Source organism: Neorhizobium sp. P12A, assembly GCF_008365395.1.
Classification (GTDB): domain Bacteria; phylum Pseudomonadota; class Alphaproteobacteria; order Rhizobiales; family Rhizobiaceae; genus Rhizobium.
The window spans coordinates 40,724-61,091 of the sequence record NZ_QOVX01000017.1 but is presented as its reverse complement, the minus strand read 5'-3'; the positions used below and the strand labels follow the sequence as shown (position 1 = coordinate 61,091).

Sequence of the window (20,368 nt, the reverse complement as noted above, 5' to 3'; positions counted from 1 at the left end):
TCTCGGCTTGCTATCTCGTTTTGAAGGGTGCATTGCTCGCCCCTTGCTACAATCAGGGAATATCCATGACACAGTCTTTTGCGATTAACGGCGACTTGCTGATCGGCGCTGATTCTTCCGGCGACAATCGCTCCGGCCGCGCCATCAATCCTTCCACGGGTGCCAATCTCGAACCCTCCTTTGCCATTGCAACCGAGGCCGATGTCGCCCGCGCCTGTGCGCTCGCCGGCCAGGCTTTCGATACGTATCGCTCCATCAGCCTCGAGGCACGGGCAACGTTCCTGGAGACGATTGCCAACAATATCATGGAGATCGGCGATGCGCTGATCCAGCGCGGCAATGAAGAAACCGGCCTGCCGGTAGCACGTCTCGAAGGCGAACGTGCCCGCACCGTCGGTCAGCTGCGTCTTTTCGCCCAGGTTGTTCGCGCCGGCGAATGGCTCGATCTTCGCGTCGATCCGGCACTCCCGGAACGCAAGCCGCTGCCGCGGGCGGACCTGCGCCTTCGCCAGATCCCGCTCGGGCCGGTTGCCGTCTTCGGCGCCAGCAATTTCCCGCTCGCCTTCTCGGTTGCCGGTGGCGACACGGCTTCGGCGCTTGCCGCCGGTTGCCCCGTCGTCGTCAAGGGCCATCTCGCTCATCCCGGTACGGGTGAACTCGTCGGCCGCGCCATCCGCGCTGCCGTCGTCGCCTGCGGCCTTCCGGAGGGCACGTTCTCGCTGCTCAACGGCGCCAATGAGACGGGTGCTGCTCTGGTACGCGATCACAATATCAAGGCGGTCGGCTTCACCGGCTCGCGCGGCGGCGGCATGGCGCTTGCTGCTATCGCAGCAGCCCGGCCGGAACCGATCCCGGTCTATGCCGAGATGAGCAGCATCAACCCGGTCTACCTGATGCCGGCTGCCCTTGCTGCCCGCGCCGAAGCGCTCGGCAAGGCCTTTGTCGGCTCGCTGACCATGGGTGCCGGCCAGTTCTGCACCAATCCTGGCCTGATGTTTGCGGTCGACGGTCCCGATCTCGATCGCTTCGTTGCCAGCGCCACCGGCACGATTGCCGAAAGCGCGCCGGCTCCGATGCTGACGCCGGGCATTCATGCTGCCTATGACAAGGGTGTTGCAGCACTTGCCGGCCATGAAGCCGTCAAGACGCTGGGCAAAGGTCTGCCGGCTGAAGGCGTCAACCGCAGCCCCGCCATCTTCTTCGAGACCGATGCTTCGCACTTCCTCGCAGATGAGAAGCTCGGAAACGAAGTCTTCGGCGCCAGCAGCCTGCTGGTGCGCTGCAAGGATGTCGACCAGATGATTGCGGTTGCCGAGAAGCTGGAAGGCCAGCTGACGGCGACGCTGCATATCGATGCAGGCGACTATGCCGATACGCGCAAGCTCATTCCGGTGCTGGAACGCAAGGTCGGCCGCATCCTTGCCAATGGCTGGCCGACGGGTGTGGAAGTCAGCCATGCCATGGTGCATGGCGGCCCGTTCCCGGCAACGTCGGACAGCCGCACGACGTCGGTCGGCACGCTCGCCATCCGCCGCTTCCTGCGTCCGGTGTCCTATCAGGACCTGCCGGCAGAACTGCTGCCGCCTGAACTTGCCGGCGAAGGCCTGGAAAGCCTGCCGCATCTTCTGGACGGCGTTCGCAAGTAATCCTCTGAACCGACAGCAATGTCCGGTGACGCGGGTGGCCTCACGGCCGCCCGCTTTTTTGTTGTAAGAGGGCTTTCCCGGTTATTCGTGACGTCCGAAGGGCGCGCTACCCATGCGTTCTCTTCGCCAGGCTGCGGGGCTTGTTCCGACAAACCGGGTGAAGGTGCGCGTCATGTGGCTCTGGCTGGCAAATCCGCTGGCGGAGGCAATCTCGGGGATCGTCAGCGTCGATTTCAGCAGGAGTTCTTTCGCAGCATCGATCCGGCGTTCGGTGAACCAGCGATGCGGCGGCTTGCCTGTCGATTGGCGGAAGGCGCGGGCGAAATGGCTGTTCGAGAGACCACAATCGCGGGCCAGATCATCGATCGATAGGCCGTCGCGCAGATTTGCCGCCATGGCTTCCTGTGCCCGGCGCAGCTGCCAAGCCGCGAGACCGCCCCGTTTCGAAGAGAATGTAATGCCGCTGCCATAGTGTTGCAGCAGGTGCGTCTGCAGGGCGAGCGTTATGTAATCGACAAAGAGCGCGCTGGCATGTTCCGTCCCGTCGAAGGCCGGCGCGAGGCAATCGAGCAGGTGCCGGACGATCGGATCGTCGGTTCCAGGGTCCATCCTCAACCACATGTGGCGCGCGCCGACGCCCTCTGCGAACTGCTTCAGCGCAGTGAAGGGCAGATAGAGGCGCGTTGCGTTGAAGCCGTTCTCGAAGAAGGCTGCAGGCGGCACGGTCAGATCCCAGAGGCAGATCGTGCCCTTGCCGATCGTGTGGCGCTGCGGCGTGCGCGCTGAATCTATGCGCACGTTGAAAGTGGAATAGTCGAGATGATTGAGTGGCAGGGCGTAGGCGGCTTCTCCCGGCACGGCTTTCAACGTCAGTTGCGGGGAATCCACGAGCAGTCGAGAGATGGTGATGGGGTTGCTGCCTGATACATGCGAGATCAGCGTCGGGGGATTTTTGACACTGTATCGTCGCTGAAGAAGAACGCCATGTCCGCTGGTCAGCACGGATCGGCTTCCTGCCCGAGGGCTACAGCGATCCGCGGCGTTTGCGTGATCTGCGTTTCGCGCCACCGGCCGGGTGTCATGCCCGTGGTCTGCGAAAAGACGCGGGTAAGATGGCTCTGGTCGGAAAAGCCGCACATCACGGCGATTTCCGCCAGCGGCGCGCCGGTCAGCATCAGTTCCTTAGCCCGGTCGACCCGGCGTTGCATGAGCCAGCGATGAGGCGGGGTGCCGGTGCTGCGGGCAAAGGCGCGGGCGAAGTGGCTGGTGGAAAGCCCGCAGTCGCTGGCAAGCTGCGCCAGGGAAACCTCCTGATCAAGCCGCGCATCGATCGTGTCGCGAGCGCGGCGCAGCTGCCACGGCGTAAGACCGCCAACGATCGCCAGCGGGGAAATGCTGATCCCGCCATAGCGCTGGACCAGGTGCGTATTGAAGGCCTTGCCGATATAGTCGAGAAACCTGGAATTCATCCGGTCGGGCTTTCCAACGACAGGTATCAGGCAAGACAGAAGATTTTCTACTACCGTGTCGCCGGTTGCCGAACCCGGTCCGAGAGCCGGTGCCGTGATACGATCGACACCCAGCTTGTCGGTGATCTCGTCAAATGCCTGCCGCGGCAAATAGAGGTGCGCATCCTCTCCTGCATCATTCGGATATTTGGTTTCGTCCAACATCAACATTAAAAGGCTGATCATGCCGTGGGGAAAGGGTATGACGGGCACGAAACGCTCTATCATCCTCACCCGCTCCATCGGCGGGTCCTGGCGTTGCAATCCCAGCATGACACCGATTTCGCGGCTTCTTTCCGGATCTCCATCCGGCCCGGGACATTCCAAGTCGTTTGCGTGCAGATTGACCCCGCTTTTCAGCAAAGCGGTTTTCAATGCACACGCAGGTGTGCTCAAGCGGAAATAGTTGTCGGGTCGAATTCCACGCATCGTCGCAAGCCCCACATCCTGCCCACAATGGATCGCCGATCACGCTTCGATGGCGCCCCCTCGAATACTATCTCGTCAGCCACTCTCCGATTTTTCGACGGCTACCAACTTTTTATAACAGCTACCAGACGTCAATGTGGGTTAGTGTCGGTTTTAGTCAAATTGCGATCGAAATCTGCAATCCATCATGTAGAGCAGGCTTATCTACTCCGGATTTTGAGGGGCAATACTGGGTATATCGCAAATGCGAAGGCGCCCGCATTTGCGGGCGCCGAATTGTTTGTAATATAAGCTTATTTTATTCAGGCGGCCGGACCGACATGATAGCGATCGGCCGGCTTGGTGCGCGAAAGGTTCGGCATCATCGCCTGACGGGCGCTTTCATAGGCCTGCCATTGCGCATAGTCCGGCAAGGCCGGAATGGTTGCGAGTTCGCCCTGATCGAAGCCCGCCAAGGCGGCATCCACCATGTCCTCGGCCGACATGACGATTTCGGTTGGCAGATGCTCGACCGGCGTACCGGCGATGCCCCAGAAATCGGTGGCGGTCGCGCCGGGCATAACGGCCTGGATATTGATGTTCTTGTCGGCAAGTTCATGCTTCAGCGACTGGCTGAAGGCGAGAACGAAGGCCTTGGAACCGCCATAGACCCCGTTCAGTATTTCGGGAGCAACGGCGACGATCGAGGCGATATTGATGATGGCGCCGCCGCCACGGGCGACGAGGCCAGGCACGACAGCGTAGGTGAGCCGGGTCAGGGCCACGACGTTGAGATTGATCATCTGCTCCATCTTGTCGATATCAGAGCCGAGGAGCGGTGCCGTCCCGCCGACGCCGGCATTGTTGACCAGCAAAGTGATGCTGGCGTCGCTGCGCAGAACCTCCTCGACGCGGGCAAGATCAGCCTTGTCGTTGAGGTCGGCAGCGATGGCTTCGATGGTCCGGCCGGTTTCGGCAGTCAGGCGAGAGGCCATATCCCGAAGGCGATCGCGATTGCGGGCGACGAGGATCAGGTCATAGCCGCGCTTGGCAAGACGGTGGGCATAGACAGCGCCAATGCCTGTCGAAGCGCCGGTGATGAGGGCAGTGCCTTTGGATTGCGTGGTCATTGTTTCTCTCCTTTTCGGTGGCGCGGCGTCATGCCGTTCGCTTGAGGAGGGTTATAGCGCTGCTTGTTTGCGTCCCAAATGTCATATATACCACCTTTTAGGACATAGGGAGATTTCGGTCATGCAACGCATCGCCTTCCTGCTCTATCCCGGTTTCCAGGTGATGAGCCTTGCGGCAATCTCGGCCTTCGAATTCGCCAATCTTGAGATCGGGGAGGATCACTACGAGATCATCTACGTCTCGGAGACCGGCGGCCCGATCACGAGTTCGATCGGCATGACGGTCGATACCCGGGCCTTCCATGAGCCGGATTTCGATACATTGGCTGTTTCGGGGGCTCCCGGCATAGCGGTGCCAACTCCGGGCGAGCAACGGTATGTGCAGGAAGCGTTGACAAGATCACGGCGCGTTGCCTCGATTTGCACCGGCGCGTTCGTGCTTGCAGAGGCGGGCGTGCTTGATGGACGCAGAGCAACAACGCATTGGTCCGTGGCGCGCGAACTGCAGGCACGGTATCCGAAGATCAAGATGGAAGAGGATCGCATCTTCATCATCGACGGTTCTGTCTGGACGTCAGCCGGCATGACAGCGGGTGTCGATCTGGCGCTTGCGATGGTGGAAAAGGATCTGGGCGCCGATGTCGCACGGGCTGTGGCAAAGAAGCTCGTCGTCTATCATCGCCGCGCCGGAGGCCAGTCGCAATTTTCGGCGCTGCTTGACATGGAGCCGAAGTCGGACCGGATACAGAGTGCGCTAACCTATGCCAAACGCAACCTTCATACTACGCTTTCGGTGGAGCAGCTTGCCGATGTTGCCCATCTCAGCCCCCGGCAATTCAGCCGTGCCTTTCGCGAAGAAACCGGGCAATCTCCGGCAAAGGCGGTCGAGACCCTGAGGGTCGAAGCAGCGCGGCTGATGATGGAAGACGGAAGGCATCCCATCGATGTGGTGGCGCGAGAAACGGGCTTTGCCGACCGGGAGCGTATGCGCCGCGCCTTCCTGCGCGCCTTCGGACAACCACCCCAGGCGATCCGGCGCAATGCGCGCGGGGCTGAGCTTTAGGTATCCTTCTCTTCCAAGGGAGAGGGAGTGATTGCAAACAGCTCCACTTTCTCCTTGAAGCCTTTCAGTCTGCGGTAGCCGATCGAGACGGTTTCCACCTCGAGCAAATCCGCGACCTCTTGCGACATCAGCAAGGGATCGCCGGTTTCGCTGCAGACGCCCTGGATTCGGCTGACGAGATTGACGTCGGGGCCGACGATGGTGAAGTCCAGGCGGCGGCCGGAACCAATGTTGCCGTAGCTGACTTCGCCATAGTGGAGCGCGATACCTGCCTGCAGCTGGGCATCGGGAAGGCGCAAGCCATCGATGCGGCCAAGAATATCCCTTGCAGCTTTGAAAGCCGCGTATGCCGACCGTGCGGCATCATAGCCGGGAAAGACGGCGAGGACCGCGTCGCCCATGAATTTCAGGACCTCGCCGCCGCGATGGGTGATCGCAGGCACGACGGCATCGAAATAGACGTTCAGCAATTCCAGCACGCGCTCGCTCGGCAGGGCGTTGGACAGCTCGGTGAAGTGGCGCAGGTCGCAGAGCATCAACGCTGCTTCCATCGTCTCGATTTCACCAGTGCGGATACGACCGGCGAGAATGCGTTGCGCCGTCATCGGCCCGACATATGTGTCGAGCAGGCTGAGCTCGACCTGGCGCAGGGTTCTGAGCTCGCAGACGTTGCGCAGTGACGGCATGATCCGCTCGATCACCTGTCGCTCCGCCGGTGTAAAGCCGCCGCGGCGGCGTGTGCCGAATGATGCGGCGCTGACCGGACCATCGGCATTGCAGAGCGGCACGACCATCAGTTCGACGAGATCACGGCCGGCGAATGTGTCGAGCTGCTCCCATTGATCACCGTTGTCAGTGCGGTCGGCAATGACTGTTTGCCGGGCGGACATCGCCTTCCAGAGCGCACTCTTGGCAAAAAGGGGAGAAACATCGCCGTATTCGCGATCCCGGATCTGGATTGGTTCGTTCGGCGCCCAGGCGATGGAGCGGCCGATGATTTCCGGATGCAGGGTCCGGAGATGCAGCGCGAGGCGGTCGAGGGGCAGCCCGATGGCCTGAAGCCGGCGGCCAAGTCCGAAGATCAAATTGGCTTCGTCAAGGGCGTGCGCTTCATCTCCGGAGAGCCATTCGATCAGCGCGAGTATGGCGGCCGGGTTGACGGCACCGCGCCCCGGGCTGAAGTCTGCGATTTCGGCAATGTCAGTCGACAGGGATCGGGCAGAGCGAAGGTCGGCGGGCGTCATGATCGTAACTCCTCATTGGAGGGCGACGCCTAGTGGGCGCCGCCTCCATCCACATGGCCGGGTTTCTTGAGCAACAGGCTGGCAACGAGCGCGGCAACGAGTGCCACGCCGAGGAAATAGAACGTATCGCTGAAGGCCATGATATTGGCCTGTTCGCGAACACGGCCGGCAATGGCGACAACAGCCTTGTGCTGGGCGGCAGCCTGGTCAGTGACACCATGGTTCAGGAAGTAATTGGTCAGCTGGGCGATGCGGGTGCGGGTGGCTTCCTCGAAGGTCGAGACCGAATTGGTCAGGATGTTCGAATGGAACTGCTCGCGTTTCTGCTGGAAGGTTTGCAGCATCGCGATCCCGACCGCGCCGCCGAGGTTGCGCATCATGTTGAAGAGCGACGAGGCGGAGCCTGCATTTTCCCTTTCGATGCCCGCAGTCGCAACGGCAGTCAGCGGGGTAAACGCAAGGGCCTGGCCGATGGCGCGGACGATGTTCGGCCAGAAGAGCTGATCGCTGGCATAATCTGCCGTCATGTAGACATTCATGAAGTTGCTGGCGGCGAAGAGGGCGAAGCCGGCGATGATCAGAATGCGGACGTCGAAGCGCTTCATCAGGCGCGGGACAAGCGGGATCAGCAGCAGCTGCGGGATACCGGTCCAGGCGAGCACCATGCCGATCTGCTCGGAATTATAGCCCTGGATGCGGGTCAGGTAGATCGGCAGGATGAAGACCGAGCCATAAAGCGCGATACCCATCAGGAAGTTGGCGACGATGCCGAAGCCGAAGTTGCGGCGGACCAGCAGGCGCAGGTTCAGCAGGGGGTGCGCGGTCTTCAGCTCGATGATCAGGAAAAGGGTGAGCGAAACGGCAGCGATGACGGACAGGCGGAGGATGAAGGGCGAGCCGAACCAGTCGTCCTTGTTGCCCTCTTCGAGCACCGTTTGCAGCGAAGCAAGCCCGATCGCCATGGTGAAGATGCCGGGCCAGTCGCCCTTGGCGAGCAAGCCGAGGTTCATCGGCGCGCTTTCCAGGGAGAACCACAGCATGCCGACCATGATCGCGCCGGGAACCAGGTTGACGTAGAAGATGTATTCCCAGCCCCAGTTCTCAGTGAGGTAGCCGCCGATGGTGGGACCGATGGCTGGCGCGAAGGTGGCGGATAGGGCGAAGAGGGCAAGGCCGATCGATTGCTTGGCCTTGGGCAGCATGGTGATGATGATGGTGAAGGCCATCGGGATCAGCACGCCGCCTGAAAAGCCCTGGATGGCGCGCAGCACGATCATTTGCTGCAGGTTTGCGGCAAAGGCGCAGGCAACCGAGAAGACCAGGAAGAGGATGGCGTTGGCCAGCAGGTAGGTACGGACCGAGAAGACGCGGGCGAGCCAGCCGGTCAGCGGAATGACGACGATCTCGGCAATCAGGTAGGAGGTCGAAATCCAGCCGCCATCATCGGTGCCTGCGCCAATGGCGCCTTGGATGTCGGCGAGCGATGCGTTGACGATCTGGATGTTGAGGACGGCCATGAAGGCGCCGAGCGTGGAGCCGATGACGGCGATCCACATCTTCAGGCCGCTGGCGCCATGTGTTTCCGTTGCCGCGGGGGCTGCCTTCACATTCGTTCTTTGGGCAGGCGCTGCAGCAATGTTGCTGTTTGCTGCGGGTTGAAAGGTGGCCATGACAGTTCTCCTTCTGGCTCTTGAGAAGACATTCTCACGAGCCACGGCCGGCGATAATTGTGAAAGGAAGGGAAGGATCATCCAGCGTGGCTGGATAATCCTTCTTCATGGCTTTCGGCGTCTGCTGACGCCTTCGGATTGCGGTCGTTCGAAAGTACGGCAGCCTTGGTATCGATGTCGGGCTCGACCGACATGCCGGAGCGCAGCAGGCCGGCGAGGCTGGGATCGTCGAAGGTTATCTTCACAGGGATGCGCTGGACGATCTTGGTGAAGTTGCCGGTGGCGTTGTCAGGGGGCAGCAGCGAGAATTCCAGGCCGCTTGCCGGCGATATGCTGTCGACATGGCCCTTGATGGCGGCGTCAGGGAAGCTGTCGACCTTGATCTCGACCTCTTGGCCAGGACGGACATAGGTGAGCTGCGTTTCCTTGAAATTGGCGACGACATAGACGGCGTTCAGAGGAACCACGGCCATCAGCTGCGTTCCCGAGGTGACGTACTGGCCGACGCGAAGCGTGCGGGCACCGACGGTGCCGTCCACGGGTGCTACGATCTGGGTATAGGAGACGTTCAGCTCGGCCTGGTGGGCAGCCGCGGTGCTGTGGTCGCGCTCCGCCAGGGCTTGATCGCGCTGAGTTTGAAGCACGGGGATTTTCTTCTGCTCGGCGACGAGGGCCGCCTGATCACGCTGGAGCTGCGCTGCGGCCTGGTCGCGGGCCGAGACGGATTGCTGGGCGCGCTGGGTCGTGCCTGCGCCTGATTGAATGAGGTTCTGGAAACGGTCGTTATCGGCTTCGGCAAATTTCAGCGATGCTTCCGAGGCTGCTATCGTGGCCTTTGCCTGGTCGATGACCGATTGTTGCAGGGCGATCTGCGCATCGAGATTGGTGATGGCGGCATTCGACGCCTTGAGGCTGGCAAGGGCCTGGGAGAGCGCTGCCTGATAATCGCGGTCGTCGATACGGGCGAGTACCTGGCCGGCCCTGACGTGTTCGTTGTCCTTGACCAGCACGTCGGCGATATAGCCGGAAACCTTCGGTGCGATCGTGGTGTAGTCGGCCTTCACATAGGCATCGTCGGTGGATTCGATGAAGCGACCCGTCGTCCAGTAGTGATAGCCGAAATCTGCACCGAAGGCGACGCCGGCGAGCAGGACGGCTGCGATGACGCTGCGTTTGACGATCTTGCGACCAGCCTTCTTGGAAGCCTCGGCGGCAGGCGCCGTTGGGGCATCCGTCGCGGGGGCGGCTGGAGCTTCGGAAACCTTTGCAACTTCGGTCTGTCGCGCCGTTTCAAAAGCGTCCTTGCGGGGCAATTCAACCATGGTCCTTCTCCTTCGATCTGGGCTTCACCGCGTGAAGCCCGATGTGTCGTTGGGAGGAAAATGCCTCATGGCACGCCAAGTGATAATCTGCTTAAATCGGGAAGGATCATCAACCGAGAGCGGATAATCGGAGCAAGCATGGATAGGCTGACGAGCCTGACAGTCTTCGGGCGGGTCGTGGAATGCGGTGGTTTTTCCGCTGCGGCGAGGCGGCTCAACATGTCGGTCACCATGGTCGGCAACCATGTGCAATCGCTGGAAGATCGGCTCGGAGTCCGGCTTCTCAACCGCACGACGCGCAAGGTTAGCCTGACGGAGTCAGGCAAATATTACTACGAGCGCTCAAGCCAGATTCTCGCCGATCTCGACGAGGCCGATACGGCAGTCGGCGCGCTGACGACAATGCCGCGAGGCACGCTAAGGATCTTTACCAGCACGGCGATCATTCGCTTCCTGTCGCCTGTCGTATCGGAATATCTCAGCCTCTACCCCTCCGTCTCGATCGATCTGAATATTGGGGAGCGCATGGTCGATCTCGTCGAGGAAGGCTATGACCTTGCCATCAGCGCGGTACCGCTGCCGGACAACAGCCTCATCTCCCGACGCCTGACGCCGTGGCGACACGCATTGGCCTGTTCGCCTGCCTATCTCGAAGCGCATCAGCCGCCCTCGGTGCCTGCAGATATCGGGACGCATAATTGCTTGCGCTACGCCTATTATCCCTATGGCGACGAGTGGCGTTTCTTCGATCCGAACGGAGAACAGGTCAGCGTCAGGGTCGCCGGCAATATCGTGACGACCAGCGCACAGACGCTGCGCTACATGGCACTCAACGCGCAAGGTATCCTTCTGGCGCCAAGCTTCGTTATCGTGGACGATCTGGCGGCCGGCAAGCTGGTGCGTTTGCTGCCGGACTACAAACCTGCGGAATTCAACATCAGCGCGATTTATCCGAACCGCGCGCATCTGCCGACCAAGACGCGGCTTTTCATCGATCTGGCGGCGGAGCGCTTCGCAGAACACCGCAGGTGGATGAGCTGATTTCGCATTTTCAGCCCGTGCGCGAACCCGGACGCGCTTTCGGCTCGCTTCATATAAGTGTCATCCCTGTCGGCTAAGCCGCGATGCCGTTTGCCACGTTTTTCGTGGCGTAACCGCTCAAAGGCGAAGGTTTTCGAAGCCATGTCGACGCTGCAGCAGGTTGCTTATCGTGCAGGTTGCTCTGTTGCGACCGCGCATCGGGTGCTGAACCGCAACGGTCCCGTCAGCGACGAGATGGTTCGCCGGGTGCGCCGTGCGGCTGCCGAGCTCGGCTATCGCGCCAGTGGCCGTGCCATCGCGCTTGCCAGACGCCGGCCTGTTATCGGCGTGCTGATCCCGAGCATCACCAATCCAGTCTTTGCAGCCTCGCTGTCGAGCATCCAGCAACGCATGCTGCTTGCCGGCCACAGCGTGCTGATCGCGCAATCGAATTACGATCCCGCGCAGGAGGTCGATGCGGTTGCCTCGCTCCTCAACGAGCGTCCGACGGGGCTTATCCTGACGGTCTGCGATCCGGAGCGCAGCCTTGCGCTTTCCTCGTCGCTGCCGCCGACCGTATTGCTCAACAATCTGCCGACGCCTCGTTTTGCAGCGGCTGTGACGACCGATAATTTCGGGGCGGGCAGGGATTTGACCGACCATCTGATAGCTCATGGTCACCGGCGTATCCTGTTCGTGTCCGGTCATTTCGGTGCATCGGATCGAGCAAAGCTCCGCTATCTCGGCCATGTAAGGGCCATGAGCAATGCCGGGCTCGAGGCCTTCGAGGCACTGCAGATACCCTTCATCGACAGCTATGATCAGCTCGATCTCAGCGAAGCGGTCTCGACACTCAAGCCGACGGCGATCATCGGCTCCAATGATCTCCTGACGCTGGGTGTCATGGGCTCGGTGCGGCGGCTGGGGCTTTCCGTTCCGCTGGATATTTCCGTTGCCGGTTTCGACGGCATCGCCATCGGCCGGATGATGGATCCGGCGCTGACCACGGTCGAGATACCCGATGGCACGATGGGAGCTGCGGCTGCGTCCCTGCTGCTGGACATAGCGGAGAATGCCGCTCCGCCACGGCATTTGACGGCTGCCTACAGGTTGCGTTGCGGCGGCACCGTTCGCGATCTCAACCACGTGTCATGACCGGCGCGCAGTCCCGGCTATAAGCATTTCGCAAAGGCCGCTCTTGGCCCCCAGACACAAGCCAGAGGTTCATTTTTGGCCTCTTATGGGCCAGAGACCGCGATTTTAAGATATTACTTTTAAAGGTTGTCGGCCGATGCCGCTGCATCGCTCTCAACCTTTCAGGATACTGTCATGAAGAAAATTATCGCTTTCGCCTTGCTTGCTTTTGCATCTCCTCTGGCGGCCCACGCTGCGACCTTGAAGTTTCCCAGCGACAAGCCCATCGCAAGCATCACCATCCCTGACAGCTGGAAGCCGGAAGAGACCGAGAGCGGCGTTCAGGGAACATCGGCTGATTCCGCCGTCTATCTTTCGGCCGACGTCGCCAACAGCAAATCCATAGACAAGGTCGTTACCGACTCGATCGATTTTCTGACGAAAAACGGGGTTTCCATCGATCAGTCGACACAGAAGGACACCCCCGTCACCGAGGTCAACGGCTTGCAGATGACGACCCTGGAATGGGATGGCAAGGATGAAGACGGCCCCGTCAGCGTCGGCCTGCTCTTCGTATCGACATCCGGCGACAATGCGCTCGTGGTAACCTATTGGGGAAGCAAGGGCGACGAAGACAAACACGATGCCGAAGTCAAGGCAATCGTTGCCTCGATCAAGCCGGTCAACTGATCGCACGAGGAGAAACCGGCCGGCGGCATGGTGGTCGTGACCGCTGCCGCCTTCGCATAAAGAAAACGCCGCCCCCGGGGGAGCGGCGTTCGTCAACGATCAGGCAATCGATCAGTTGCTCTTCTGCGGCAGCATGTCGGCAACATCGGCTGCTGCGTCGTCCAGTGCTTCCTTCGGCTGTGCGGAGCCATCGACGATGCGCGACAGGTTGTCGACGATCGTCTGGGTGACGCGGACGCCGTTTTCGCCCGGGAAGGCGTACCACGGGATCATCAGCGACATCTGGTTCAGGCTGGCCTGGAAGAGCGGGTTCTTCTTGTAGAAGTCGCCGAGATATTCAGCAGACTTGGCAGCGAGTTCGTTGTTCGGAACGTAGCCGGTGCCGGGAACGACGACGGAAGCGCCGTAAGGGCCGGCTGCGAACTTGATGAACTTCCAGGCGGCGTCCTGCTTGGCAGCGTCATGCGTCAGGATGACGGCAGCGTTGCCGCCGGTCGGCAGCTTGCCGTTGATCGGGTCGATCAGCGGGATCTTGGCAGTGCGCAGGTCGAACTTGGTGCCGGTGTTCTTGATCGTGTTGATCAGGGCGCCGGTGGTCTGGAACGTGAAGCCGACCTTGCCGGCTGCGAATGCCTGTTCACCAGCGGACTTGGTGAAGACAGGCATGCCGCCTTCCTTGACCATGCGCTGGATCAGCTCGGCAGCCTTCTGGCCTTCCGGACCATTGAAGGTGACCTTGCTTTCGTCGTCTGAGAGCATCTTGCCGCCGGCGCCGAAGAGAAGGGCCGAGAACATCCAGTCATCACCCTGCCAGCGGAAGTCGATACCATCAACGCCGTTGCCGAGAGCCTTGATCTTGCCGCCGAGCGCAATGACTTCGTCCCAGGTCTTCGGCGGGTTGTTCGGGTCGCCGCCGGCAGCCTTCACGAGATCGGCGTTGTAGTACATGATCGGGTTGGACGTGGCGAAAGCGAGGCCGACCTGCTTGCCCTTGACCTGGGCGAGCTTCAGGATCGTGTCGGAGAAGCCTTCTTCACCCATCTTGCCGTCCTTCTGGACGAGCGGTCCGAGATCGACGGCGACGTTGCGCTCGTCGAGCATGCGCAGGCGGTTGAGACCGATGAAGGTAACGTCGGGCATGTCAGATGTGCCGGCTTCGCGCAGGATCGTCTGGATGCCTTCTTCATAGGTTGCCGAGGGGGCAGCGAACTGGATCTTGATATCCGGGTTTTCTTCCATGAACTTCTTCGAGATCGTGTCCATCACGTCCTTGAAAAAGCCGGGCATGGGATAGTGAACCGTCAGCGTCGTCTCGGCGTAAGCCGGGACAGACAAGGCCATCGTAATGGCTGCAGCTGCGAGAATCTGGGTGATATGCTTCATCGCTCGTTCTCCTGTTGGAAAACCGGTCATCCTTTGAGACCGGTCATGGTGATACCCTCGACGAAGCGCTTCTGCGCGAGCAGGAATGCGACAACGAGGGGAAGGGTGATAAACAGCGTGGCAGCCATGAGGGCGCCGTAATCGTCGCCGGCTTCTGCGGCGCGGAAATACATGAGGCCGAGCGGCGGGGTGGCGTAACCCTGCTTGCTGATGACGATCAGCGGCCAGTAGAGATCGTTCCAGTGCGCCACGACCGAGAAGATCGCGAAAGCGGTCACCGCCGGCCAGGCATTGGGCACGATGACGCGGGCGACAATGCCGAGCTCCGACATGCCGTCCAGCCGCGCCGCGTGGATCAGATCGTCCGGCATGGCGCGGAAGAATTGCAGGAACATGAAGATCGCAAAGACCGAGATCGAGAAGGGCGCCACCAGCGCGGTGTAGCTGTTCAGCAGATCCAGGTTGTTGAAGGCGACGTAGAGCGGCAGCGCCGTTGCGTGGATCGGCACCAGCAGGCCGAGCATGACGAGCACCATCATCAGGCGTGCGGCCGGAAACGTCAGCTTCGCCATGGCATAGGCGCAGGGAACGGCGATCAGCACCTGGAAGAAGAAGATGAGCGCGCAGACCAGCACGCCGTTCCAGAGCAGCGTGCCCATCGGCACCTTTTCCAGCGCGTGCATGAAGTTTGCGACATAGTAGAAGTGCTGCGGGATGAGCTGCAGGGCCGATGTGAAGATATCGTCCTGCTTCTTGCCCGCTGTCGAGATCATGAAGATGTAGGGCGCCAGGAAGAAGATCGCGCCGAGGCTCAGCAGGCCGAAACGAAGGATGCGGCCGGGGGTGATTGCGTTGGCGTTCATGTGTAATGCACCTGCCGGTCGAGAAGGCGGTATTGCAGAAACATCAGCGCGACGAGGATCGCCAGGAAGACGACTGTCATTGCCGAGGCATAGCCGACGCGCAGATAGACGAAGCCTTCCTGATAGATCGTGAAGAGCAGCACTTCCGAGGCATGGTTCGGTCCGCCGTCGGTCAGCGTCTTCACCGTATCGAAGACCTTGACGGCATTCGTCACGCTGATGGTGATGACGAAGAGCGTGGTCGGCCCGAGCATCGGCCAGGTCACGAGGCGAAAGCGGTCGAGCGCCGATTTCGCGCCATCGACCTCGGCTGCGGCATAGAGCTCGCGCGGGATGGCGGTCAGGCCAGCCAGGAACAGCACCATGTTGAAGCCGACCGACTGCCAGACGCCGATGATCGAGAGGCTGTAGAGCACCGTAGCGGAGCTGCCGAGCCAGTTCGGGCCGGGGATGCCGACCAGCGCCAGCATGGCATTGATCGGGCCGATGGTCGGATGGAAGAGATATTGCCAGACGGTCGCCATGGCAACGATCAGCGAGGCGACAGGAAGGAAATAGGCGGTGCGGAAGAAGCTGCGGGCGGCCGTTTCGCTCTCGATCAGCAACGCGACGGCGAGACCGAGGACGATCGATGCGGGTGCGACGATCGCCGTATAGATCGTCGTGTTCCAGAGCGACTTCTGGAAGGTGCGATCCTTCAGGAGATGGGCGTAGTTCTCGAAGCCGACGAAGCGGAACTTGCCGAGGCCGAGCTTGAAATCGGTAAAGCCGAGGAAGATGACGGCGACGACGGGCAGAATCACGAAGGCGATGGTGAGAACGATCGCCGGCATGGCGATCAGCCATGCGGTGCGCCGTTCGCTCCTCTCGCGATCCGCGACCGAATGCACCGGGATCACACCGGCGGTGACGCTAGCCATTGGCGGCCTCCCGCGCGGGATTGACGGCAAGCGCTTTGGTGCGCAGGCGGCGGCCTTCTTCGGCAAAGACCATGGCGCGATCGGCCGACAGCGTCAGGCCGACAGGCGTTCCGGCTGAAAGTCCTGCTGTTTCCGATGGCGAGAGCTTGGCGACGATCGTTTCGCCGATCGCATCGAGCTTGCAGAACAGGATGACTTCGGAGCCGAGGAACTCCATGCGCTCGACATGGGCGGCGAGCGCGTCCTGGCGGTTCGGTGAGAGCTTCACGAATTCCGGACGGATGCCGAGCGTGATCGCGGTGCCGGCGAAATCCGGCTCTTCGAGCGCGAGCCTGATGTCGCCGAAGGCGATGACGCCGTTTTCCACCCGAGCCGGCACCAGATTGATGCGCGGCTGGCCGACGAAGCGGGCGACTTCGACATGGGCGGGATTATCGTAGATCTCCTGCGGGGTCGCGAGCTGCAGAAGGTTGCCACCGATCATGACGGCGACGCGGTCGGCCATCGACAGCGCTTCGGCCTGGTCATGGGTGACATAGACCGTCGGCACGCCGGCGCGGCGATGCAACTCGACGATTTCTCCGCGAGCATGGACGCGCAGGTTGGCGTCGAGGTTCGACAGCGGCTCGTCCATCAGGAAGATGCTTGGCTGGCGCACCATGGCGCGAGCGAGCGCCACACGCTGGCGCTGACCGCCGGACATCTGGCCGGGCTTGCGATCGAGCAGATGATCGATCTTCAGCGACTTCGCCATGTCCTGCACATCGCGCATGATCGCCTTGCGGGTGGCGCGCTGGCCCGGCACCAGGGAGCCGACGAAGGGTAGCCGCTGCGTCGTCGACAGCCGGCGCATGGCGAGCGGCACGGCGATGTTCTGGGCAGCCGTCAGATGCGGGTAGAGCGCGTAGGACTGGAAGACCATCGCGATGTTGCGGTCGGCAGCGGCGATGCCGGACATCTGCGCGCCGCCGATCGTGATTTCGCCGCTGTCGGCATGGTCGAGGCCGGCCAGAATACGCAGCAGCGTGCTCTTGCCGCAGCCCGAGGGGCCGACAAGGGCAATGAATTCGCCCGCTTCGACATCAAGGCTGACGCCCTTCAGAATGGCGTTGTCGCCAAAGGATTTGGTGATGTTGCGAAGCGAGAGCGCGGTCATGGGGTCGGCTCCGTCTTCACTTTGTGCGCTTCGTGCGGATAGACTTCCTCGACGACGTCGTCGAGGTAATAGGCCGTCATGCCGGGCACTGCGACGAGCTGGCTTTCGATCGTTTCGCCGAACTGGTGCACGACCGCGCCGATTAGGCGCTCGCCCGGCATTTCGCGCTCCATGCTTCTCAGGATGAAGGCCGCGGACGGACCCCAGACGAGCGACGTATCGTTGAAGCGGCCCTGCCATGCCCAGTGCAGATGGCCGCTGGCAAAGAGCGCGACGTCATGGGCGGCGATCAGGTCGTAGAGACGCTTGCGCGGCGAGGGGCGGACGCTCCAGTAGCCGGTGTCGCCTTCGTCAGGCGTATCGACGAAGAGCGGCTTGTGGGCAAAGAGCGCGACACGCAGGTCGCCTCTGCTTTCCAGCATTTCTTCAAGCCACTGGAATTGCTTTTCTTCCTCGTCGTCATTGAAGCCCATCAGCAGGCTGTCGAGGCCGATCAGACGCCAATTGTCGACATCTTCCGCCCAATAGTCGGGGCCGACGAGATTGCGCCAGCGCGCCAGGCGGGTCTCATTAACCGGCTGCAGCGAGCCGGGCAGGTGGCCGACATCGTGATTGCCCGGAACGATCAGCATGGGCACGGAGATCTGGCGCATCAGGTCCATGCAGAAGGCGATGTCCTCATCCTTGTCGGCGCCATCGACACTGAGGTCGCCGGTATGGACGATGAGATCGGCGTTGCTCTTTTCGATCCAGTCGGCCAGCGGCTCCCAATTGCCGTTGAAATGCGGCTTGCTCGGGCTGAAATGCGTGTCGGTGATCTGGATGATTTTCAAGGCGCAGCACCCTCGTAAAGAATTCGGGTCGCGCCGGCCGGGCGTTAAAAAATGCTTAAGGCCGGCGCGTTTCGCCGACCTGTTTAGAAGGCTCCGATGTCAGTTAGGTAACGGGCTTTTTCAGTCGTTTTTCAGTTTTGTCATGTTGAAGTCACATTCGATCAGAGTGGTGCAACGGGATGCGGAGAGTCGTCCCAGGCGCCCCAGATCGACTGGTCGAAACAGATGACGGAGCCAGTCATCAGGCCGGACTCATCAGAGGAGAGATAGGCGCAGGCGCGCGCCACTTCCTGCGGATCGACGAGCCGACCGAAGGGCTGGCTTGCGGCTGCCTTCTCCAGCCAATCGGCGGCGGCACCGTGAAATTCGCGCTGGATGCGATCTTCGCCTTCGGAGGCCATCCAGCCGATGTTGAGGCCGTTGATGCGGATGCGGTTGCGCAGCACGGCATAGGCGGTGTTCTTGGTCAGCGTTTCCAGCGCGCCCTTCGAAGCACAATAGGCTGATATGAAGGGCTGGCCTGCCTTGGCGGACATGGAACCGATATTGACGATCGTGCCCTCGATCTTCTCGCGTCGCATGACCTTGATCGTCTCTTGCATCAGGAAGAAGGGGGCGCGGACATTGACGGCGAACATCCTGTCGAAAAGCTCAGGGCTGGTGTCGAGGATCGTGCCTCGATCGGTCAGCGCGGCGGCATTGACGAGAGCATCGACGCGGCCGAAGGTCTGGTCGCAGACATGGACGACGTTCTGGGCTTCCTCAACCTTGCCGAGATCCGCCTGGACGTAGACCACCTTCGCGCCCGTTGCGGAGGAAATCTCCTCGGCCTTGGCCTTGCCCTTCTGCTCGTTGCGACCGCAGATGACGATGCCCTTGGCGCCGCGATCGGCGAAGAGCCGTGCAATGGTGGCGCCAAGGCCCTGCGTGCCGCCGGTAACGATGGCGATCTTGCCGTCGAGACGGCTGTAGTTAGATGTCATGTGGTTCCTCCCTGGTGATTGGTGTGGTGATATGCGGATGGCCCCTCGCTTGTGGGCGGGAGGCTTGTGTTTGATGGGTGTGGTCCTTCATCCTGTCGCGGTGAATGAGGGGCTTCTTGTTCCGAAGGTAGACGAAAGACCCCTCAGCTCAACTTCTTCGCCGCCTGCTCCCTCAGCGCCCTCACAAACGCCTCGTCGCTCCACCCCTCGCGCAGCGCCTCATGCATCAGCTGCGCCTGTGTCTTCGGCGCAAGGCCGCCGAGCGGCGGGTCGCGGTCGAGGTTGGTGGGGAAGGAATAGCCTTCGGCGCAGGACGCGACCGCATTGGTGATCTCGGCGTCCGAGAGCTTGCCCTTCAGCGCTTTTAACGCCGGGAAGAGCTTGCCGCTCATCCGTTCGCGATCGACCGTTTCCATGGCGCGGCCGAAGGCGGAGGAGACCTGCAGGAGGTTCGCGACGCGCTTGATATCAGTCGAGCGGTTGGTGCCGGCAGCGTGGAATAGGGCGGGGTTGAAGAAGACGATATCGCCCTTTTGCAGCGGCAGCTGCACGTGGTGCTTGTCGAAATAATCCCGGAATTCCTGACGCTTCAGCGCGAGGTAGCCGGGCACATAGGTCTGGCTGTGCGGCAGAAAGAGCGTCGGGCCGCTTTCGAGCGGCATGTCGCAATGGGCAACCGCGCCCTGCAGCGTCAGCACCGGCGAGAGCTTGTGCACATGGGCGGGGAACTGCTCGATGACAGCGGACGACTGAAAGCCGAGGTGATAATCGCGATGGGCGGACTGCGCTGCGCCGCCGGGATTGACGCGGTTGACCTGCGCGGTCATCTGGTAGCTCGGGCCGAGCCAGGCTTCGCTGGCGAGCGCCACGATCGCATTGCAGTAATATTCGGCGAAGTTTTCCGGGTTCGCGAGGCAGTGCTTCTCCAGCGAATTCCAGATGCGGTCGTTGGCACCCGGCTTGGCGAAGTGGTCGCCGCCGCCTGATGATGTGCGATGCTGCTCCTCGATGATCTCGTCGAAGATCGTGCTGGCCCGGTCGATGATGCCGGTATCCTCATAGGCATGTTTGAAGACGACGACGCCGGGGCCTTCGCCGAAGGCTTCGCAGATCTCGGCCAGAACGGCGCGTCGGCCATCGGTGGTCGCGGCTGCCGCCAGCACCTTGCGGCTGTCATAGATCAGGATGTTCTTTTCGACGGCATCAGCATGCGGATAATCGGCGAGATCAGTGGTCTTTTCCGCAAGGGCGCGGAAATCGTCGAGATCACAGCTGTCCTCGGTCAGCCAGATGCGGTCCGCTCTCATTATTTGAAGATTGTCTGTTTTCATCGGTGCCTCCTCCATCGGATGAATGAGAGGACTATACGCCTGACATCGAGGTGATATAGATCAT

At 61.3% G+C, this 20,368-nt stretch carries 18 protein-coding genes; 5 read left to right on the top strand and 13 right to left on the bottom strand.

All coding sequences use genetic code 11. The features are described 5' to 3' along the window. Positions 1 to 65 precede the first annotated feature (65 nt). Positions 66 to 1,646 carry an aldehyde dehydrogenase (NADP(+)) gene (locus DTW90_RS29190; protein WP_149342912.1) on the top strand — a complete coding sequence of 527 codons (1,581 nt, stop codon included), beginning with the start codon at positions 66 to 68 and terminating at the stop codon, positions 1,644 to 1,646. Between the two features lie 81 nt (positions 1,647 to 1,727). Here the strand turns inward: DTW90_RS29190 and DTW90_RS29185 are convergent, their stop codons facing one another. The 3 genes from DTW90_RS29185 to DTW90_RS29175 form a co-directional block, all read right to left on the bottom strand. Further along, entirely contained in the window at positions 1,728 to 2,648 is a 921-nt protein-coding gene (locus DTW90_RS29185) for an AraC family transcriptional regulator (protein WP_149342910.1), read from the bottom strand. Then, complete coding sequence (locus DTW90_RS29180; protein ID WP_246665097.1) at positions 2,642 to 3,427, bottom strand: AraC family transcriptional regulator; 786 nt, start codon at positions 3,425 to 3,427, stop codon at positions 2,642 to 2,644. The genes DTW90_RS29185 and DTW90_RS29180 overlap by 7 nt, the downstream gene beginning before the upstream one ends. Before the next feature lie 458 nt (positions 3,428 to 3,885). Continuing rightward, positions 3,886 to 4,692 carry an SDR family oxidoreductase gene (locus DTW90_RS29175; RefSeq protein WP_149342907.1) on the bottom strand — a complete coding sequence of 269 codons (807 nt, stop codon included), beginning with the start codon at positions 4,690 to 4,692 and terminating at the stop codon, positions 3,886 to 3,888. A 121-nt stretch (positions 4,693 to 4,813) separates the two neighbouring features. Here DTW90_RS29175 and DTW90_RS29170 point away from each other — a divergent pair, with 121 nt between their 5' ends. Further along, on the top strand, positions 4,814 to 5,755 hold the full coding sequence (locus DTW90_RS29170; protein ID WP_149342905.1) for a GlxA family transcriptional regulator: 942 nt from the start codon (positions 4,814 to 4,816) through the stop codon (positions 5,753 to 5,755). Here DTW90_RS29170 and DTW90_RS29165 read toward each other — a convergent pair. The 3 genes from DTW90_RS29165 to DTW90_RS29155 all read right to left on the bottom strand — a co-directional run bounded on the left by DTW90_RS29165 (position 5,752) and on the right by DTW90_RS29155 (position 9,991). After that, positions 5,752 to 6,999: an adenylate/guanylate cyclase domain-containing protein gene (locus DTW90_RS29165; protein ID WP_149342903.1), complete on the bottom strand. Its 1,248-nt coding sequence runs from the start codon at positions 6,997 to 6,999 to the stop codon at positions 5,752 to 5,754. The two genes, DTW90_RS29170 and DTW90_RS29165, sit on opposite strands and share 4 nt — an antisense overlap. Positions 7,000 to 7,028: 29 nt before the next feature. After that, positions 7,029 to 8,669 carry an MDR family MFS transporter gene (locus DTW90_RS29160; RefSeq protein WP_149342901.1) on the bottom strand — a complete coding sequence of 547 codons (1,641 nt, stop codon included), beginning with the start codon at positions 8,667 to 8,669 and terminating at the stop codon, positions 7,029 to 7,031. A gap of 77 nt (positions 8,670 to 8,746) precedes the next feature. Continuing rightward, positions 8,747 to 9,991: an HlyD family secretion protein gene (locus tag DTW90_RS29155; protein WP_149342900.1), complete on the bottom strand. Its 1,245-nt coding sequence runs from the start codon at positions 9,989 to 9,991 to the stop codon at positions 8,747 to 8,749. Between the two features lie 138 nt (positions 9,992 to 10,129). Here DTW90_RS29155 and DTW90_RS29150 point away from each other — a divergent pair, with 138 nt between their 5' ends. The 3 genes from DTW90_RS29150 (at position 10,130) to DTW90_RS29140 (ending at position 12,835) form a co-directional block, all read left to right on the top strand. Beyond that, on the top strand, positions 10,130 to 11,032 hold the full coding sequence (locus tag DTW90_RS29150; RefSeq protein WP_149342898.1) for a LysR family transcriptional regulator: 903 nt from the start codon (positions 10,130 to 10,132) through the stop codon (positions 11,030 to 11,032). A gap of 141 nt (positions 11,033 to 11,173) precedes the next feature. Then, positions 11,174 to 12,166, top strand: coding sequence for a substrate-binding domain-containing protein (locus tag DTW90_RS29145; protein ID WP_132525073.1), 993 nt, complete (start codon positions 11,174 to 11,176; stop codon positions 12,164 to 12,166). Positions 12,167 to 12,340: 174 nt separating this feature from the next. Then, positions 12,341 to 12,835 carry a histidine kinase gene (locus DTW90_RS29140; protein WP_132525075.1) on the top strand — a complete coding sequence of 165 codons (495 nt, stop codon included), beginning with the start codon at positions 12,341 to 12,343 and terminating at the stop codon, positions 12,833 to 12,835. 111 nt (positions 12,836 to 12,946) lie between these two features. On the opposite strand, the gene DTW90_RS29135 is transcribed toward DTW90_RS29140, so the two are convergent. The 7 genes from DTW90_RS29135 to DTW90_RS29105 form a co-directional block, all read right to left on the bottom strand. Then, the gene (locus tag DTW90_RS29135) at positions 12,947 to 14,218 is read right to left on the bottom strand and encodes an ABC transporter substrate-binding protein (protein ID WP_149342896.1); all 1,272 of its coding nucleotides are present in this window, start codon (positions 14,216 to 14,218) and stop codon (positions 12,947 to 12,949) included. A 26-nt stretch (positions 14,219 to 14,244) separates the two neighbouring features. Continuing rightward, a complete protein-coding gene (locus DTW90_RS29130; protein WP_149342894.1) occupies positions 14,245 to 15,081 on the bottom strand; it encodes a carbohydrate ABC transporter permease in 837 nt (278 codons plus the stop codon). Then, positions 15,078 to 16,001: a sugar ABC transporter permease gene (locus DTW90_RS29125; RefSeq protein WP_149342893.1), complete on the bottom strand. Its 924-nt coding sequence runs from the start codon at positions 15,999 to 16,001 to the stop codon at positions 15,078 to 15,080. The genes DTW90_RS29130 and DTW90_RS29125 overlap by 4 nt, the downstream gene beginning before the upstream one ends. After that, on the bottom strand, positions 15,994 to 17,157 hold the full coding sequence (locus tag DTW90_RS29120; RefSeq protein ID WP_149342891.1) for an ABC transporter ATP-binding protein: 1,164 nt from the start codon (positions 17,155 to 17,157) through the stop codon (positions 15,994 to 15,996). Before DTW90_RS29120 ends, DTW90_RS29125 begins: the two co-directional genes overlap by 8 nt. Next, positions 17,154 to 17,990, bottom strand: a complete 837-nt coding sequence (locus DTW90_RS29115) for a metallophosphoesterase (protein WP_149342889.1) — start codon at positions 17,988 to 17,990, stop codon at positions 17,154 to 17,156. The genes DTW90_RS29120 and DTW90_RS29115 overlap by 4 nt, the downstream gene beginning before the upstream one ends. A 161-nt stretch (positions 17,991 to 18,151) precedes the next feature. Beyond that, the gene (locus tag DTW90_RS29110) at positions 18,152 to 18,973 is read right to left on the bottom strand and encodes an SDR family oxidoreductase (RefSeq protein ID WP_149342888.1); all 822 of its coding nucleotides are present in this window, start codon (positions 18,971 to 18,973) and stop codon (positions 18,152 to 18,154) included. A 143-nt stretch (positions 18,974 to 19,116) separates the two neighbouring features. Further along, positions 19,117 to 20,304 (bottom strand): phytanoyl-CoA dioxygenase family protein, encoded by a 1,188-nt coding sequence (locus tag DTW90_RS29105; RefSeq protein ID WP_149342886.1) that lies wholly within the window; start codon positions 20,302 to 20,304, stop codon positions 19,117 to 19,119. Positions 20,305 to 20,368: the final 64 nt, after the last annotated feature.

Coding starts and splice junctions, on each gene's coding strand:
- DTW90_RS29190 (WP_149342912.1), top strand. CDS start 66: ATGACACAGTCTTTTGCGATTAACGGCGACTTGCTGATCGGCGCTGAT.
- DTW90_RS29180 (WP_246665097.1), bottom strand. CDS start 3,427: ATGCTGGGATTGCAACGCCAGGACCCGCCGATGGAGCGGGTGAGGATG.
- DTW90_RS29175 (WP_149342907.1), bottom strand. CDS start 4,692: ATGACCACGCAATCCAAAGGCACTGCCCTCATCACCGGCGCTTCGACA.
- DTW90_RS29170 (WP_149342905.1), top strand. CDS start 4,814: ATGCAACGCATCGCCTTCCTGCTCTATCCCGGTTTCCAGGTGATGAGC.
- DTW90_RS29165 (WP_149342903.1), bottom strand. CDS start 6,999: ATGACGCCCGCCGACCTTCGCTCTGCCCGATCCCTGTCGACTGACATT.
- DTW90_RS29160 (WP_149342901.1), bottom strand. CDS start 8,669: ATGGCCACCTTTCAACCCGCAGCAAACAGCAACATTGCTGCAGCGCCT.
- DTW90_RS29155 (WP_149342900.1), bottom strand. CDS start 9,991: ATGGTTGAATTGCCCCGCAAGGACGCTTTTGAAACGGCGCGACAGACC.
- DTW90_RS29150 (WP_149342898.1), top strand. CDS start 10,130: ATGGATAGGCTGACGAGCCTGACAGTCTTCGGGCGGGTCGTGGAATGC.
- DTW90_RS29145 (WP_132525073.1), top strand. CDS start 11,174: ATGTCGACGCTGCAGCAGGTTGCTTATCGTGCAGGTTGCTCTGTTGCG.
- DTW90_RS29140 (WP_132525075.1), top strand. CDS start 12,341: ATGAAGAAAATTATCGCTTTCGCCTTGCTTGCTTTTGCATCTCCTCTG.
- DTW90_RS29135 (WP_149342896.1), bottom strand. CDS start 14,218: ATGAAGCATATCACCCAGATTCTCGCAGCTGCAGCCATTACGATGGCC.
- DTW90_RS29130 (WP_149342894.1), bottom strand. CDS start 15,081: ATGAACGCCAACGCAATCACCCCCGGCCGCATCCTTCGTTTCGGCCTG.
- DTW90_RS29125 (WP_149342893.1), bottom strand. CDS start 16,001: ATGGCTAGCGTCACCGCCGGTGTGATCCCGGTGCATTCGGTCGCGGAT.
- DTW90_RS29120 (WP_149342891.1), bottom strand. CDS start 17,157: ATGACCGCGCTCTCGCTTCGCAACATCACCAAATCCTTTGGCGACAAC.
- DTW90_RS29110 (WP_149342888.1), bottom strand. CDS start 18,973: ATGACATCTAACTACAGCCGTCTCGACGGCAAGATCGCCATCGTTACC.
- DTW90_RS29105 (WP_149342886.1), bottom strand. CDS start 20,304: ATGAAAACAGACAATCTTCAAATAATGAGAGCGGACCGCATCTGGCTG.